Below are 13,723 nucleotides of genomic sequence, written 5' to 3'. Positions count from 1 at the left end.
GGCCGCTCAGCCCTCGCGCCACTCCTCCCGCCGGATGCCCTGGGCGTAGAGCAGCGCCGTGAGGTCGCCATGGGCCACGCGGTGCCGCGCCGCGGCCGCCACCGCGGGCTTGGCGCGAAAGGCGACGCCGAGCCCCGCGGCCTGGATCATCGGCAGGTCATTCGCGCCGTCCCCCACGCTCGCCGCCGCCGAGAGCGGGATGGAGAGCTGCGCCGCGAGGCGCTTGAGCGTGGCGAGCTTCGCGTCCTTGTCCAGAATGGGCTCGGCCACCGCGCCGGTGAGTTGGCCGCCCTCCAGCAGCAGCGTATTGGCGTGGTGCTCATGAAAGCCCAGCCGCTCGGCCACGCGCGAGGTGAAGAAGGTGAAGCCGCCCGAGACGAGCGCGGTGTAGGCGCCCTGCGCGCGCAGCGTGGCGATCAGCGTGGCCGCACCGGGCGTCATCGCCGTCTCCTGCCACACCCGCTCCAGCGCGCCCGCATCGAGGCCGCGCAGCATGGCCACGCGCTCGCGCAGGGCGGCGGCGAAATCGAGCTCCCCGTTCATCGCGCGCGCGGTGATGGCGGCGATCTTCTCCTTCAGCCCGGCGAAGGCGGCGATCTCGTCCAGCGTCTCGGTGGTGACGATGGTGCTGTCCATGTCCGCGAGCAGCAGCGCCTTGCGCCGGCCCGCGCGCGGCTGGGCGATGAGGTCGAGCGGCGCCTCGCCCAGCGCGGCGCGGGCGGCGGCGATGGCCTGCTCGGCCGCGAGGGACTGAAAGGGGATGTCGGCCGCCTCGCCCTCGCCCAGCCAATCGACCGCGTCGAGATCGGCGCCAAGCGCGGCGAGCGCCTCGCGCGCGGCGCGCAGATGGGCGGGGGCGAGCCCGCCGGGGGCCGCGATCAGGGTCAGCACATGGGGCATGGCGGGCGGACCATGCCGGGGCGCGGGGCATGCGCCAAGCCCTGATCGTCGCCGGGCCCACCTGCAGCGGGAAATCCGCGCTCGCGCTCGCGCTCGCCGAGCGGCTGGGCGGGACGGTGATCAACGCCGACGCGATGCAATGCTACCGCGAGCTGCGCGTGCTCACCGCCCGCCCCACCCCCGAGGAGGAGGCGCGCGCCCCGCACGCGCTCTATGGCGTGCTGCCGGCGGCCGAGGCGGGCAGCGTGGCCTGGTGGCGCGAACGGGCGCTCGCGGCCATGGAGGGGGCGGCGCTGCCCATCCTCTGCGGCGGGACGGGCATGTATCTGCGCGCGCTGACCCAGGGCCTCTCCGCCCTGCCGCCCGTGACGGCGCAGGCGCGCGCCGAGGCCCGGGCGCTGCTGGCCGCCCTCGGCGCGCCGGGGCTGCACGCGCGGCTCGATCCGGAGGATGCGGCGCAGATCCGCCCGAGCGACAGCCAGCGCATCGCCCGCGCCCATGAGGTGTGGCTGAGCACGGGCCGCAGCCTCGCGGCCTGGCAGCGCGCAGCGCCCCTGCTGCCGCCCGCGCCCTACGCCTTCCGCGCCCTGCTGCTCGACCCGCCGCGCGCGGCGCTGCGCGAGGCCATCGCGGCGCGCTGGGCGGCCATGCTGGCGGGCGGGGCGAAGGAGGAGGTGGCGGCGCTGCTCGCCCAGGGGCTCGATCCCGCCCTGCCGGCCATGCGCGCCCATGGCGTGCCCGAGCTTGCGGCGCTCCTGCGCGGCGAGATCGACGAGGCGGAGGCGAGCCGGCGCGCCATCGCGCACACCATCGCCTACACCCGGCGCCAGGCCACCTGGTTCCGCCACCAGCCCCTGGTGGACCCGAGCGCGACGCATAGGATCAATACGCGAATCGCATCTGTTGCGCAACTTTCAGAAAGCGGGCGGGCAGAAATCTTCGCGTTTGTTGATCGGACGGGTTGACGGGGGGCGCTGCGGCCCGTAAGCGCGGTGGCGTCACGCACAGGAGCCACCATGTCCGCCCCCTCCCTCTCCGCCACGCCTTCCGGCACCGATCAGGGCGACGCCGCGATGAAGCCCGGCGCCGAGGTCGTCCTCCAGGCGCTGAAGGATCAGGGCGTAGAGGTCATCTTCGGCTATCCGGGCGGCGCCGTGCTGCCGATCTACGACGCGCTGTTCCAGCAGAACCACATCCGCCACATCCTGGTGCGGCACGAGCAGGCGGCGGTGCATGCGGCCGAGGGCTATGCGCGCAGCACGGGCAAGGTGGGGGTGGTGCTGGTCACCTCCGGCCCCGGCGCCACCAACGCCGTGACGGGGCTGGTGGATGCGCTGATGGACAGCATCCCCATCGTCTGCCTCACCGGGCAGGTGCCCACGCACCTCATCGGCAACGACGCCTTCCAGGAGGCGGACACCACCGGCATCACGCGCCCCGCGACCAAGCACAACTACCTGGTGAAGCGCAGCGAGGATCTGGCGGCGGTGCTGCACGACGCCTTCCACATCGCGCGCTCCGGCCGGCCGGGGCCGGTGGTGATCGACCTGCCCAAGGACATCCTGATCAAGCCCGCGCCCTATGCGCCGCCGCCCAAGCCCGGCGCGCCGCATCGCTCCTACCGCCCCGTGCTCGACCCCGACCCGGCGGCGATCCGCGAGGCGGTGCGGCTGCTCAAGGGCGCGCGCCAGCCGATCATCTACACCGGCGGCGGCGTGATCAACGCGGGGCCCGAGGCCTCGGCGCTGCTGACGGAGTTCGTGCGCCTCACCGGCATGCCCTGCACCAATACGCTGATGGGGCTCGGCGCCTTCCCCGCGAGCGACCCGCAATTCGTGGGGATGCTCGGCATGCATGGCACCTACGAGGCCAACATGTGCATGTGGCAGTGCGACGTGATGCTGAACATCGGCGCGCGCTTCGACGACCGCATCACCGGCCGCCTCGACAAGTTCAGCCCGAACTCGAAGAAGATCCACGCCGACATCGACCCCTCCTCCATCAACAAGAACGTGAAGGTGGAGGTGCCCATCGTGGGCGACGCCGCGCGCGTGCTGCGCGCGCTGATCGCGGCGTGGAAGGAGGACGCCACCCCCTTCTCCCGCGCGCAGATCGAGCCCTGGTGGCGGCGGATCGAGGAGTGGCGCGCCATCCGCTGCCTCGCCTTCACCCAGGACATGACGCCGGGCGCCATCATCAAGCCGCAGCACGCGGTGAAGCGCCTGTTCGAGATCACGCGCGAGACGGGGCGCGACGTGATCGTCTCCACCGAGGTGGGCCAGCACCAGATGTGGGCCGCGCAGTACATCGGCTTCGAGAAGCCAAACAAGTGGCTGACCTCGGGCGGGCTCGGCACCATGGGCTACGGGCTGCCGGCCGCGATGGGCGCGCAGATCGCCAACCCCGATGCGCTGTGCATCGACGTGGCGGGCGAGGCCTCGATCCTGATGAACATCCAGGAGATGGGCACGCTGGCGCAGTACCGGCTGCCGGTGAAGGTGTTCATCCTCAACAACGAGTACATGGGCATGGTGCGCCAGTGGCAGGAGCTGCTGCACGGCGGGCGCTACAGCGAATCCTACTCCGACGCGCTGCCCGATTTCGTGAAGCTGGCCGATGCCTTCCACGCGAAGGGGCTGCGCGCGCGCAGCATCGAGGAGCTCGATCCGGTGATCCGCGAGATGATCGCCCACCCGGGCCCCGTGATCGCCGACATCTGCGTGGCGAAGGACGAGAACTGCTTCCCCATGATCCCCTCGGGCGCGGCGCACAACGAGATGATCCTGGGCCCCGACCAGGAGAAGAACGCCGCGCGCGTGACGGACGAGGGGAAGGTGCTGGTTTAAGGCTCTCAGGCGCCGGACGGCGGCTCCCGGGCCCCATCGAAATCGCGGAGCGATTTCCGATGGGATACCCGGTCCGCCGCCTTGGCTTTCGCGCCGCGGCGGTTGCGCGGCAGGTGATGTAGGTCTGGGCGCGGCGGCCGCATTCGCGGGCGCATCCTCCGAGGGAAGCGCCCCTTCTGGTTGGGTGGATCATTGATGGCAGGGACGGACACGCGCACGGCCACCATCGCCGTGCTGGTCGAGAACGAGGCGGGGGTGCTGGCGCGCGTCATCGGCCTCTTCTCCGGCCGCGGCTACAACATCGACAGCCTGACCGTGGCGCCGGTGGACGCGGAGGGGCGGCTGTCGCGCATCACCATCGTCACTTCCGGCACGGAGATGGTGATCGAGCAGATCAAGGCGCAGCTCGACCGCCTCGTGCCCGTGCACAAGGTGAGCGACCTGACGCTGGAGGGGCCGCACCTCGTGCGCGAGCTCGCGCTCATCAAGGTGGTGGGCAGGGGCGAGCACCGCGTGGAGGCGCTGCGCCTCGCGGACGCCTTCCGCGCGCGGGTGGTGGACGCCACCACCGAGAGCTTCGTCTTCGAGATGACGGGCAATGCCGAGAAGATCGACGCCTTCCTCGCGCTGATGCGCCCGCTGGGGCTTGCGGAGGTGTCGCGCACGGGGGCGGTTGCCATCGCGCGCGGAACCCGTCAGATCGCCGCCTGATTTTCCCGAGACTGCAACACCGAAGGAGTGCGCCAGAGATGCGCGTCTATTACGACCGTGATGCCGACGTGAACCTGATCAAGGCGAAGAAGGTCGCCGTGATCGGCTTCGGCTCGCAGGGCCATGCCCATGCGATGAACATGCGCGATTCCGGCGTGCAGAACGTCGTCATCGGCGCGCGCCCCGGCGCCTCCTGGAAGAAGGCCGAGGCCGCCGGCTTCCAGGTGATGACGCCCGCCGACGCGGCGAAGTGGGCGGATGTGGTGATGGTCCTCACCCCCGACGAGCTGCAGGGCGATCTCTACCGCGAGCATCTGCACGACAACCTGCGCCCGGGTGCGGCCATCGCCTTCGCGCACGGCCTCAACGTGCACTTCAACCTCATCGAGCCCCGCGCCGATGTGGACGTGTTCATGATCGCGCCCAAGGGCCCCGGCCATACGGTGCGCGGCGAGTTCCAGAAGGGCGGCGGCGTGCCCTGCCTCGTCGCCGTGCACCAGAATCCCTCGGGCAATGCGCTCGAGATCGCGCTCTCCTACGCCTGCGCCATCGGCGGCGGGCGTTCGGGCATCATCGAGACGACCTTCAAGGAGGAGTGCGAGACCGACCTCTTCGGCGAGCAGGTGGTGCTCTGCGGCGGCCTCGTGGAGCTCATCAAGGCGGGCTACGAGACGCTGGTCGAGGCCGGCTACGCCCCCGAGATGGCCTATTTCGAGTGCCTGCACGAGGTGAAGCTCATCGTGGACCTGATCTACGAGGGCGGCATCGCGAACATGAACTACTCGATCTCCAACACGGCCGAGTACGGCGAGTACGTCACGGGCCCGCGCATCATCACCGCCGAAACCAAGGCCGAGATGAAGCGCGTGCTGGAGGACATCCAGTCCGGCCGCTTCGCGCGCGACTGGATGCTCGAGAACAAGGTGAACCAGGCCAGCTTCAAGGCCACGCGCCGCCGCCTGGCCGAGCACCCGATCGAGCAGGTGGGCGAGAAGCTGCGCGCCATGATGCCCTGGATCAAGAAGTCCGCGCTGGTGGACAAGGCGCAGAACTGACTCGGTCGGCATCACATGCCGACCGTATCGCGCGCAGGGTTGGTGGGCGGCTGCGCGCCAGAACAAAGGCATACCAGCGGCCGCACCGGCTCCTCAGGAGTCGAAATCAGCGGCCGCTGGTATGAGAGCCCGGCCCGGGGCGGGATGCGCCCGCCCCGGCCTTCCCCCGCCGCTACAGCGCCTTCGCCGCCTCCAGCACCTGCGCGGCATGCGCCTCGGGCTTCACCTTGCGCCAGATCGCCTTGATCCGGCCATCGGCGCCGACCAGGAAGCTCGACCGCTCCATCCCCATGTATTTCTTGCCGTACATGCTCTTCTCGACCCAGGTGCCATAGGCCGTCGCGGCCTTGTGCTCGGCGTCCGAGGCGAGGGGGAAGGCGAGCCCGTATTTCTTCGCGAACTTCTCGATGGGCGGCAGCGGGTCCGGGCTCACGCCGATCACCGTCAGGCCGAGCTTGCCCAGCGCCGGCAGCGCCTCCTGGATGCCGCAGGCCTGCTTGGTGCAGCCCGGCGTGTCGGCCTTGGGGTAGAAATAGAGCAGATAGGGCTGGCCCTTCAGCGCCTCGCTGCTCACCGTCCGGCCGCCCGAGGCTGGAAGGGTGAAGCCCGGCGCCTCATCGCCCACCGCCAATTCGCTCATCGCCGCCATCTCCTCTCGCTGCAATGGCAGGGGATGTGCGTGCGGGGCCGCGGCTTTCAACCGCCGAGGCGGGCCCGCAGCATCCGCACCGCGCTCTCGGGTGTGGAGAAGACCGGCAGCCCCGTGGCCTCCGCCACGGCCGGGGCCACATGCGCCAGGCTGAACTGGCCGAGCGCGATGGCCTCCACATCCCGCAGCCGGCGCGCGGCCTCGAGGGCGAGGCGGTCATGCGCGGCCGCATCCCCCGCATCCAGCGCCGCGAGCGCGCCCTCGGCCAGCATGGGCGTGACCTCGACGCCGGGCGGGAACTCGGGCGGCATGGAGGCGAGGGTGCCGGGGAAGGTGGCGAGCAGCCCCACGCGCCGCAGACCCGCGGCCGCGATCTCGGCCAGCATCGCCTCGTTGGGTTTCAGCACCGGCATGGGCGCGAGGTCCTGCGCCACCGCCTCGATGCAGGGGCCGAAGGCGGAGCAGGTGAAGAGGATGGCGTCGCACCCCGTGGACGCCGCATAGCGCCCGAGCGCGAGGAAGCGCTGCGTCATCGCGGGCGACAGCCGGCCCTCGCGCGCGAGGTCGGCCGAGAGGCTGTCGTCCATCAGGTTCATCAGCACCTGGCCGGGCCAGAGCCGGGCGAAGGCGGCCTCCACCGGCGGGGGCGAATGGCGCAGGGCGTGGATCAGGGCGATGCGGGCGGGCACGGGGCGCTCCGTCTCAGCCCGTGCGGCAGCGGCGCAGCGGCAGCGGGAACTCGCCGCAATTGGGGAAGACGATCTCGTCGGGGCCGCGACGGCTCACGCGCAGCAGATTGGGGTTGCCGTCGCAGCCGAAGCCGATCTCGGGCGGCAGGCGGCCGCCCTGCGGGCCCACGGGCACCAGGCGGATTTCCACCCCGTCCGGCGTCAGCGCCACCGTCTCGATCAGCCGCTGGCGATAGGCCACGTCCAGGGCGGCGGCGCGCAGGACCACGTCCAGCGTGAAGATGACCGTGCCCGTGCCGAAGCAGCGCGGGCTGTCGGTGTCGAGCGCGGGATACTGCCCGCCCGTCCAGACGCCGAAGAGCCACTCATGCGGCGGGGCCTGGCGAGTCTGCGCCAGCGCGGGCGCGGCCAGCGCGGCCAGCGCGGCGGGGATCAGCGAACGGCGGCGCAGCATCCGGGGGGCCGACTCCTCTGCTGGGGTTCAGCCCCTTGTAGCGGCTGCGGCGGGCGCCGCCAGGGGCGCGGGGTCGCGCACCGGCAGATGCACCAGCGCGGCGAAGGCGGCGGCGGCGATGGAGAGGCTCCACATCAGGTCATAGCTGCCGGTGGCGTCGAAGATCACGCCGCCCAGGAAGGCGCCCGCGAAGCCGCCCACCTGGTGCCCCAGGAAGACCAGCCCGAAGATGGTGGCGAGCCAGCGCGTGCCGAAATTGCGCGCCACCAGGGCCACGGTCGGCGGCACGGTGGAGAGCCAGAGCACGCCCATGAGCGCGGAGAAGATCAGCACATTCGCCGCGCTCTTCTCCGCCATCAGGAAGCCCGCCATCAGCACCCCGCGCAGCGCGTAGATCGCGACCAGCAGCTCCCGCCGCCGCCAGCGCTGCGCGAGCTCGCCCGAGGCGAGCGAGCCCAGGATGTTGAACAGCCCGATCAGCGCGATGGCCGCCGCCCCCACGCTCGCGGGCAGGTGGCAGGTGGCCACGAAGCCCGGCAGATGCACGGAGAGGAAGCTCACATGCAGGCCGCAGACGAAGAAGCCGAAGAACAGGCACCAGAAGGAGGGGCTGCGGAAGGCGCGGGCCAGCGCGGCGCGCGCCGTCTCCTCCGCGGCGCCGGCGGCGGGGGGCGCCGGCCTGTCGTTCAGCGGCAGGGCGAGGGGGGCCATCAGCAGCGCCGCCCCGGCCATGAGGAACAGCGCCCCCTGCCAGCCCGCGAGCGAGATGCCCGCCTGCGCGAGCGGCACCACCATGAACTGCCCGAAGCTCGAGCCCGCCGTGCCGAGCCCCACGGCGCGGCCCCGCTTCTCCTCCGGCAGCAGCCGCGTCAGGCTCGCGATGATGACCGGCATGCCGGCGGCCGAGACGGCCACGCCCATCACCAGGCCGGCGAAGAAGGTGAACCAGAACAGGCTCGCGCTCAGCCCCATGCCGAGAATGCCGAGCGCGTAGAGCAGCGCGCCCGCGACGATCACCCGCCGCCCGCCGATCCGGTCCGCCACCTGGCCGCAGAGGGGCTGCGCGACGCCATTGACCAGCACCTGCAGCGCGATGGCGAGCGCGAAGCCCGAGGCGGACCAGCCGAGATCCCCCGTCATCGGCGCGAGGAACAGCCCGAAGCTCTGCCGCAGCCCCATGGCGAGGGCGGCGGCCAGCACGGCGCAGGCGATCAGCAGGCCCGCGGAGCGGGCGGAGGCGGTCATGGCGGGCTCCTCTGGCGCGCCCTGCAGCATCCACGCTGGCGGGCGCGGCCGCAACCGCCGCCCCGGCCGAGGTTGCGCCCGCCCCGGGGGCGCGCTACCGGCCCCGCGCCATGCCCCTCTCCACCGAGGATTTCGACTATGCGCTGCCCGAGGCGCTGATCGCCCAGGCGCCGATCCGCCCGCGCGACGCGGCGCGGATGCTGGTGGTGCGCGGCCAGGCGCTGGAGGACCGCGGCGTGCGCGATCTGCCCGCCCTGCTCGAACCCGGCGACGTGATGGTGGTGAACGACACGCGGGTGATCCCCGCCCGGCTGCGCGGCCGGCGCCTGCCGCGCGCCGCGGCCTTCGGCGGGACGGCGGGCGAGGGGGCGGCGGTGGAGATCATGCTCAACCGCGCCGAGGGCGACGGCACCTGGCACGCGCTGATCCGCAACGCGCGCCGCCTGCGCGCGGGGGACGAGATCGCCATTGAGGGCGCGGGGCTCACCGCCCGCGTCGTCGAGAAGCCCGAGGGCGGCGCCGCGCGGCTCGATTTCGGTGCGGACCCCGCCGCGCTGGAAGCGGCGCTGGAAGCGGCGGGCGAGGTGCCGCTGCCCCCCTACATCCAGCGCGACGCCGGCCCTCGCGCCGAGGACCGCGCGGATTACCAGACCATCTTCGCCGCCCGGCCCGGCGCGGTGGCCGCGCCCACCGCCAGCCTGCATTTCACGCCCGCGCTGCTCGATGCGCTGGCGGCCCGCGGGGTGCGGCGCGCCACCGTCACCCTGCATGTCGGCGCGGGCACCTTCCTGCCGGTGCGCGAGGGCGATCCGCGCCGGCACCGTCTGCACAGCGAATGGTGCGAGCTCACGCCCGAGGCGGCGGCCATCATCAACGCCGCGCGCGCGCAGCGGCGGCGCGTGCTCGCCTGCGGCACCACGGCGCTGCGCCTGCTGGAGACGGCGGCGCAGGGGGTGGATGATCCGCGCGCGCCCATCCCGCCCTTCCGGGGGCTGACCGATCTCTACATCCTCCCCGGCTTCCGCTTCCGCGCGGCGGATCTGCTGCTCACCAACTTCCACCTGCCGAAATCCACGCTGCTGATGCTCGTCTCCGCCTTCGCCGGCATGCGGCGGATGCGCCGCGCCTACGCCCACGCCATCGCGCAGGGCTACCGCTTCTACTCCTACGGCGACGCCTCGCTGCTCTTCCGCCAGGAGGAGGATCTCGCCGCATGACGCTGCGCTGGGTGGAGGCGGCGCGCGACGGGCGCGCGCGCGCGGGCGTGCTGCACACCGCCCATGGCGAGGTGGAGACGCCCGTCTTCATGCCCGTGGGCACGGCCGGCACGGTGAAGGCCATGACGGCGGACGGCGTGCGCGCGACCGGCGCGCGCATGGTGCTCGGCAACACCTATCACCTGATGCTGCGCCCCGGCGCGGAGCGCGTGGCGCGGCTGGGCGGGCTGCACCGGATGATGGACTGGCGCGGGCCCATCCTCACGGATTCCGGCGGCTTCCAGGTCATGTCCCTCGCAGGGCTGCGCGAGATGGACGAGGAGGGCGTCACCTTCCGCTCCCATGTGGACGGCACGAAGCACCGCCTCACGCCCGAGCGCAGCGTGGAGATCCAGCGCCTGCTCGGCGCGGACGTGACCATGTGCTTCGACGAGTGCACGCCCTTTCCCGCCACCCACGAGCAGGCGGCGGCCTCCATGCGGCTCTCCATGCGCTGGGCCGCGCGCTGCCGCGCCGCCTTCGCCCCGCGCGAGGGGCATGGGCTGTTCGGCATCGTCCAGGGCAGCACCTACCCCGACCTGCGCGCAGAGAGCGTGGCCGCGCTGACGGCCATCGGCTTCGAGGGCTATGCGGTGGGCGGGCTCGCGGTGGGCGAGGGGCAGGAGGCGATGTTCGCGACCCTGGACGCGACCGTGCCTCTGCTGCCCGAGACCCATCCGCGCTACCTCATGGGCGTGGGCATGCCGGCCGACATGCTGGGCGCGGTGCGGCGCGGAATCGACATGTTCGACTGCGTGATCCCCACGCGCTCGGGCCGCATGGGCCGGGCCTACACCTCGCGCGGCCCTCTCAACCTGCGCAACGCCAAGCACGCCGAGGATGCGCGGCCGCTCGATCCCGATTGCGACTGTCCGGCCTGCCGCAACCACAGCCGCGCCTACATCCACCACCTGCTGAAGTGCGACGAGATGCTGGGGCCGATCCTGCTCACCTGGCACAACCTGCACTATTTCCAGCACCTGATGCGGCGGCTGCGCCGCGCCATCCTGGAGCACCGCCTCGAGCAGGAGGCGGCGCTGATCGAAGCCGACTGGGCGAGGCCGACATGACCGCCACCACCGACACCACGGGCCTGACGCTGCTCGGCCAGGCCGCGCGCCTGCCCGCGAGCCCCGATGAGGCCGTGCTGGAGCGCGTGCCCAACCCGCATCCGGGCACGGCCTATTGCGTGCGCTTCGCCGCCCCCGAGTTCACCTCGCTCTGCCCGCTGACCGGCCAGCCCGATTTCGCGCATCTCGTCATCGACTACGTGCCGCGGGATTTCCTGGTGGAGAGCAAGAGCCTCAAGCTCTTCCTCGGCAGCTTCCGCAACCACGGCGCCTTCCACGAGGCCTGCACGGTGGAGATCGCCAAGCGCCTCGTCGCGCTGCTCGATCCGGTGTGGCTGCGCATCGGCGGCTACTGGTATCCGCGGGGGGGCATCCCGATCGACGTGTTCTACGCGACCGGCACGCCGCCCGCGGGCGTGTGGATTCCCGACCAGGGCGTGCCCCCCTATCGCGGCCGGGGCTGAGCCTCCCCCGGTTGCGGCGCGCCCGCGCGCGTGCTGGCCTGCGCGCCCATTCCGAGGAAGGGGCAGCCGCATGAACACCGAGAGCGTCGAAGCGAAGATCACCGCCTGGCTCGCCACGCAGGAGGGCGCGATGCTCGCCGCGCTGGAGCGCATGGTGAACACCGATGGCGGCAGCTACGACAAGGCGGGCGTGGACGCGGTGGGCGCGCAGATCAGGGAGTTCTGCGAGAGCCACGGCCTCCGCGTCGAGACGGTGAAGGGCGAGCGCTTCGGCGACTGTCTGCGCGCCATCCTGCCGCATGAAGGCACTGCGCCCGCGCGCGGCAACCGGGCCGCCAACATCGTGCTGATGGGCCACCGCGACACGGTCTTTCCCAAGGGCGAGCCCGAGCGCCGGCCCTTCCGCATCGAGGGCGGGCGCGCCTATGGCCCGGGGGTGGCCGACATGAAGGCCGGGCTCGTGATGAACATGTTCGTCCTCGCCGCCTTCGCGAAGTTCGGCGGCGCGCCGGGCCCGCTGGTCGGCCTCTTCACCGGCGACGAGGAGATCGGCAGCCCCGAGGGCCGCGCCGTGATCGAGGAGGAGGCGCGCGGCGCGCGGGTGGTGTTCAACTCCGAGCCCGGGCGGCCCAAGGGCAATGTCGTCACCGGCCGCAAGGGCGGCGTGTTCATGGTGATGGACATCGAGGGCAAGGCGAGCCACTCGGGCGGCAATTTCCAGGCCGGCATCTCCGCGATCGGCGAGCTCGCGCACAAGATCATCGCCATCCACGCGCTGACCGATCTCGAGCGCGGGATCACGCTCAACGTCGGCCTCGTCTCCGGCGGGCAGAGCGTGAACACGGTGGCCCCGCACGCCCAGGGGCAGATCGACCTGCGCTACGTGAACCCCGCCGACCGCGAGGAGGTGATGGCGAAGATCCAGGAGATCGTGGCGCGCAGCGCCATTCCCGGCACCCGCGCGCGGCTGACCATCAAGGGCGAGTTCAACCCGCTGACGCAGGATGCTGCGGCCAGGCGGCTGTTCGGCCTCTACCAGGCGGCGGCGGCCGATGCGGGGCTTGCGGTGGAGGGCGAGTTCAGCGGCGGCTGCGCGGATTCGGGCTTCACCGCCCAGCAGGGGGCGCCCACCCTCTGCGCCGTGGGGCCGGTGGGCGGGCTCGCGCACAGCCCCGAGGAATATCTGGAGGTGGCGAGCCTGGTGCCGCGCGCGCAGACCCTGGCGCGCGCGATCCTGCGGCTCGATCGGGCGGGGCTGTAACCCCGCCCGCATCGCGCGGCTGCGTCAGCTCACCGGGGGAAGCTGCCGCTCCGCCGCGGGCGGCAGGAAGCGGTCGGTGTAGAAGCGGTCGGGCGTGGGCATCTCGCCCAGGTTGAAGGCGGCCTTCACCGCCTCGATCTGGCGGGCGAAGCGCGGCGCCTCGATGACGCCGAGGCCCAGGCGGCGCACGTTCGGGCTGTCCACCAGCTCGCGCATCGCCATGTCCTGGCGGAAGGTCTCGATGGCCACGTCCGTCAGCGGCTCGCGCGCGCGCAGGGCCTCGATCGCGGCCGCGCGGTTGGCGAAGGCCCAGCGCAGCGAGCGGATCATGCCGTGCGTGACCGCGCGCACCGCTTCGGGGTTCGCGTTCATGTAGCTGCGCGTGGTCAGCAGCACCGAGCCGTAGAAGAAGTCGAGCCCGTGCTCGCGGTAGCGGAAGATGCGCTGCGCGGGCAGGTCCATCCCCAGCGCGCGCAGGCTGAGCGCGGTGGAGGTGACGAAGCCCGTGATGCCGTCGGCGCGGCGCTGCACCAGCATGGTCTCGCGCAGCTCGGGCGCCACGCTCATCCAGGTGATGGAGTTCAGCGGGATGTTGTTCACCGCCGCGAAGGCGGGGAAGACCTGCCGGGCGCCGTCGAACTCGGGGGCGGCCAGCGTCTTGCCCGCGAGGTCGGCCACGGTGCGGATGGGGCCATCGGCGCGCACCGTCACCGCCGTCGGCGCCTGGTCCCACAGCAGCGCCACCGCGATCAGGTCGTTGTTCGGGTTCTGCGACATGAAGCGCAGCACCGGCGTGGGGTCGGCCATGGCGATGTCGAAGGTGCCGGCCGACATGTCGAGCGGCACGCGCGCCGAGCCGAAGCCGCGCTGGATGGTAATGTCCACCCCCGCCTCGCGGAAGAAGCCGTTGCGCTCGCCGGCGATGCCGAAGGCGTAGGGCCCGTTCAGGATCCAGTCGAAGGCGAAGCGCACCGTGGGGCGCGCCTGGGCGTTGGCGACATGCGGCGCGGCGAGCGGGGCGGCGAGAACGGCGCCGAGCGCGGCGCGGCGGGAAAGGCGAAGGTCCATGACGTGCTCCTCGGGCGCGGCGGGGGCGAGGCCCGGCGCGGCTGCGAGCGAAACT

Annotated in this window: 14 protein-coding genes; 8 read left to right on the top strand and 6 right to left on the bottom strand. The window is 72.3% G+C overall.

The window, feature by feature from the left end:
- Positions 1-6: 6 nt before the first annotated feature.
- Complete coding sequence (gene serB / locus H596_RS0108765) at positions 7-900, bottom strand: phosphoserine phosphatase SerB (protein ID WP_027284565.1); 894 nt, start codon at positions 898-900, stop codon at positions 7-9.
- A gap of 29 nt (positions 901-929) precedes the next feature.
- Between serB and miaA the strand changes: the two genes are divergently transcribed.
- The 4 genes from miaA to ilvC all read left to right on the top strand — a co-directional run bounded on the left by miaA (position 930) and on the right by ilvC (position 5,512).
- Positions 930-1,865, top strand: coding sequence for a tRNA (adenosine(37)-N6)-dimethylallyltransferase MiaA (gene miaA / locus H596_RS0108760; protein WP_027284564.1), 936 nt, complete (start codon positions 930-932; stop codon positions 1,863-1,865).
- A gap of 108 nt (positions 1,866-1,973) precedes the next feature.
- On the top strand, positions 1,974-3,746 hold the full coding sequence (locus H596_RS0108755; protein ID WP_027284563.1) for an acetolactate synthase 3 large subunit: 1,773 nt from the start codon (positions 1,974-1,976) through the stop codon (positions 3,744-3,746).
- A 195-nt stretch (positions 3,747-3,941) separates the two neighbouring features.
- Positions 3,942-4,457 (top strand): acetolactate synthase small subunit, encoded by a 516-nt coding sequence (gene ilvN / locus H596_RS0108750; protein WP_027284562.1) that lies wholly within the window; start codon positions 3,942-3,944, stop codon positions 4,455-4,457.
- 38 nt (positions 4,458-4,495) lie between these two features.
- Positions 4,496-5,512 (top strand): ketol-acid reductoisomerase, encoded by a 1,017-nt coding sequence (ilvC, locus tag H596_RS0108745; protein WP_027284561.1) that lies wholly within the window; start codon positions 4,496-4,498, stop codon positions 5,510-5,512.
- Between the two features lie 172 nt (positions 5,513-5,684).
- Here ilvC and bcp read toward each other — a convergent pair whose 3' ends face one another.
- From bcp to H596_RS0108725, 4 genes are read right to left on the bottom strand one after another with little or no spacing between them, the layout of a single operon-like run.
- Positions 5,685-6,152, bottom strand: a complete 468-nt coding sequence (gene bcp, locus H596_RS0108740; RefSeq protein ID WP_027284560.1) for a thioredoxin-dependent thiol peroxidase — start codon at positions 6,150-6,152, stop codon at positions 5,685-5,687.
- A 56-nt stretch (positions 6,153-6,208) separates the two neighbouring features.
- The gene (locus tag H596_RS0108735) at positions 6,209-6,850 is read right to left on the bottom strand and encodes an aspartate/glutamate racemase family protein (protein WP_027284559.1); all 642 of its coding nucleotides are present in this window, start codon (positions 6,848-6,850) and stop codon (positions 6,209-6,211) included.
- Between the two features lie 13 nt (positions 6,851-6,863).
- Positions 6,864-7,304, bottom strand: a complete 441-nt coding sequence (locus tag H596_RS0108730; protein WP_051212682.1) for a hypothetical protein — start codon at positions 7,302-7,304, stop codon at positions 6,864-6,866.
- Between the two features lie 27 nt (positions 7,305-7,331).
- Entirely contained in the window at positions 7,332-8,549 is a 1,218-nt protein-coding gene (locus H596_RS0108725; protein WP_027284557.1) for an MFS transporter, read from the bottom strand.
- Positions 8,550-8,659: 110 nt separating this feature from the next.
- On the opposite strand from H596_RS0108725, the gene queA reads away from it, so the two are divergent.
- From queA to H596_RS0108705, 4 genes are all read left to right on the top strand, one after another.
- Positions 8,660-9,766 carry a tRNA preQ1(34) S-adenosylmethionine ribosyltransferase-isomerase QueA gene (gene queA / locus H596_RS0108720; RefSeq protein WP_027284556.1) on the top strand — a complete coding sequence of 369 codons (1,107 nt, stop codon included), beginning with the start codon at positions 8,660-8,662 and terminating at the stop codon, positions 9,764-9,766.
- Entirely contained in the window at positions 9,763-10,875 is a 1,113-nt protein-coding gene (tgt, locus tag H596_RS0108715) for a tRNA guanosine(34) transglycosylase Tgt (RefSeq protein WP_027284555.1), read from the top strand. The genes queA and tgt overlap by 4 nt, the downstream gene beginning before the upstream one ends.
- The gene (gene queF / locus H596_RS0108710) at positions 10,872-11,339 is read left to right on the top strand and encodes a preQ(1) synthase (protein WP_027284554.1); all 468 of its coding nucleotides are present in this window, start codon (positions 10,872-10,874) and stop codon (positions 11,337-11,339) included. The genes tgt and queF overlap by 4 nt, the downstream gene beginning before the upstream one ends.
- Before the next feature lie 70 nt (positions 11,340-11,409).
- Positions 11,410-12,600: a M20 family metallopeptidase gene (locus tag H596_RS0108705; protein WP_027284553.1), complete on the top strand. Its 1,191-nt coding sequence runs from the start codon at positions 11,410-11,412 to the stop codon at positions 12,598-12,600.
- Between the two features lie 24 nt (positions 12,601-12,624).
- Here the strand turns inward: H596_RS0108705 and H596_RS0108700 are convergent, their stop codons facing one another.
- Positions 12,625-13,668, bottom strand: a complete 1,044-nt coding sequence (locus H596_RS0108700) for an ABC transporter substrate-binding protein (RefSeq protein WP_027284552.1) — start codon at positions 13,666-13,668, stop codon at positions 12,625-12,627.
- Positions 13,669-13,723: the final 55 nt, after the last annotated feature.

It is taken from the genome of Rubritepida flocculans DSM 14296 (assembly GCF_000425365.1).
Classification (GTDB): Bacteria; Pseudomonadota; Alphaproteobacteria; order Acetobacterales; family Acetobacteraceae; genus Roseococcus; species Roseococcus flocculans.
Note: the sequence above shows the minus strand (reverse complement) of the source record. Positions and strands in the feature narration are given on the sequence as shown.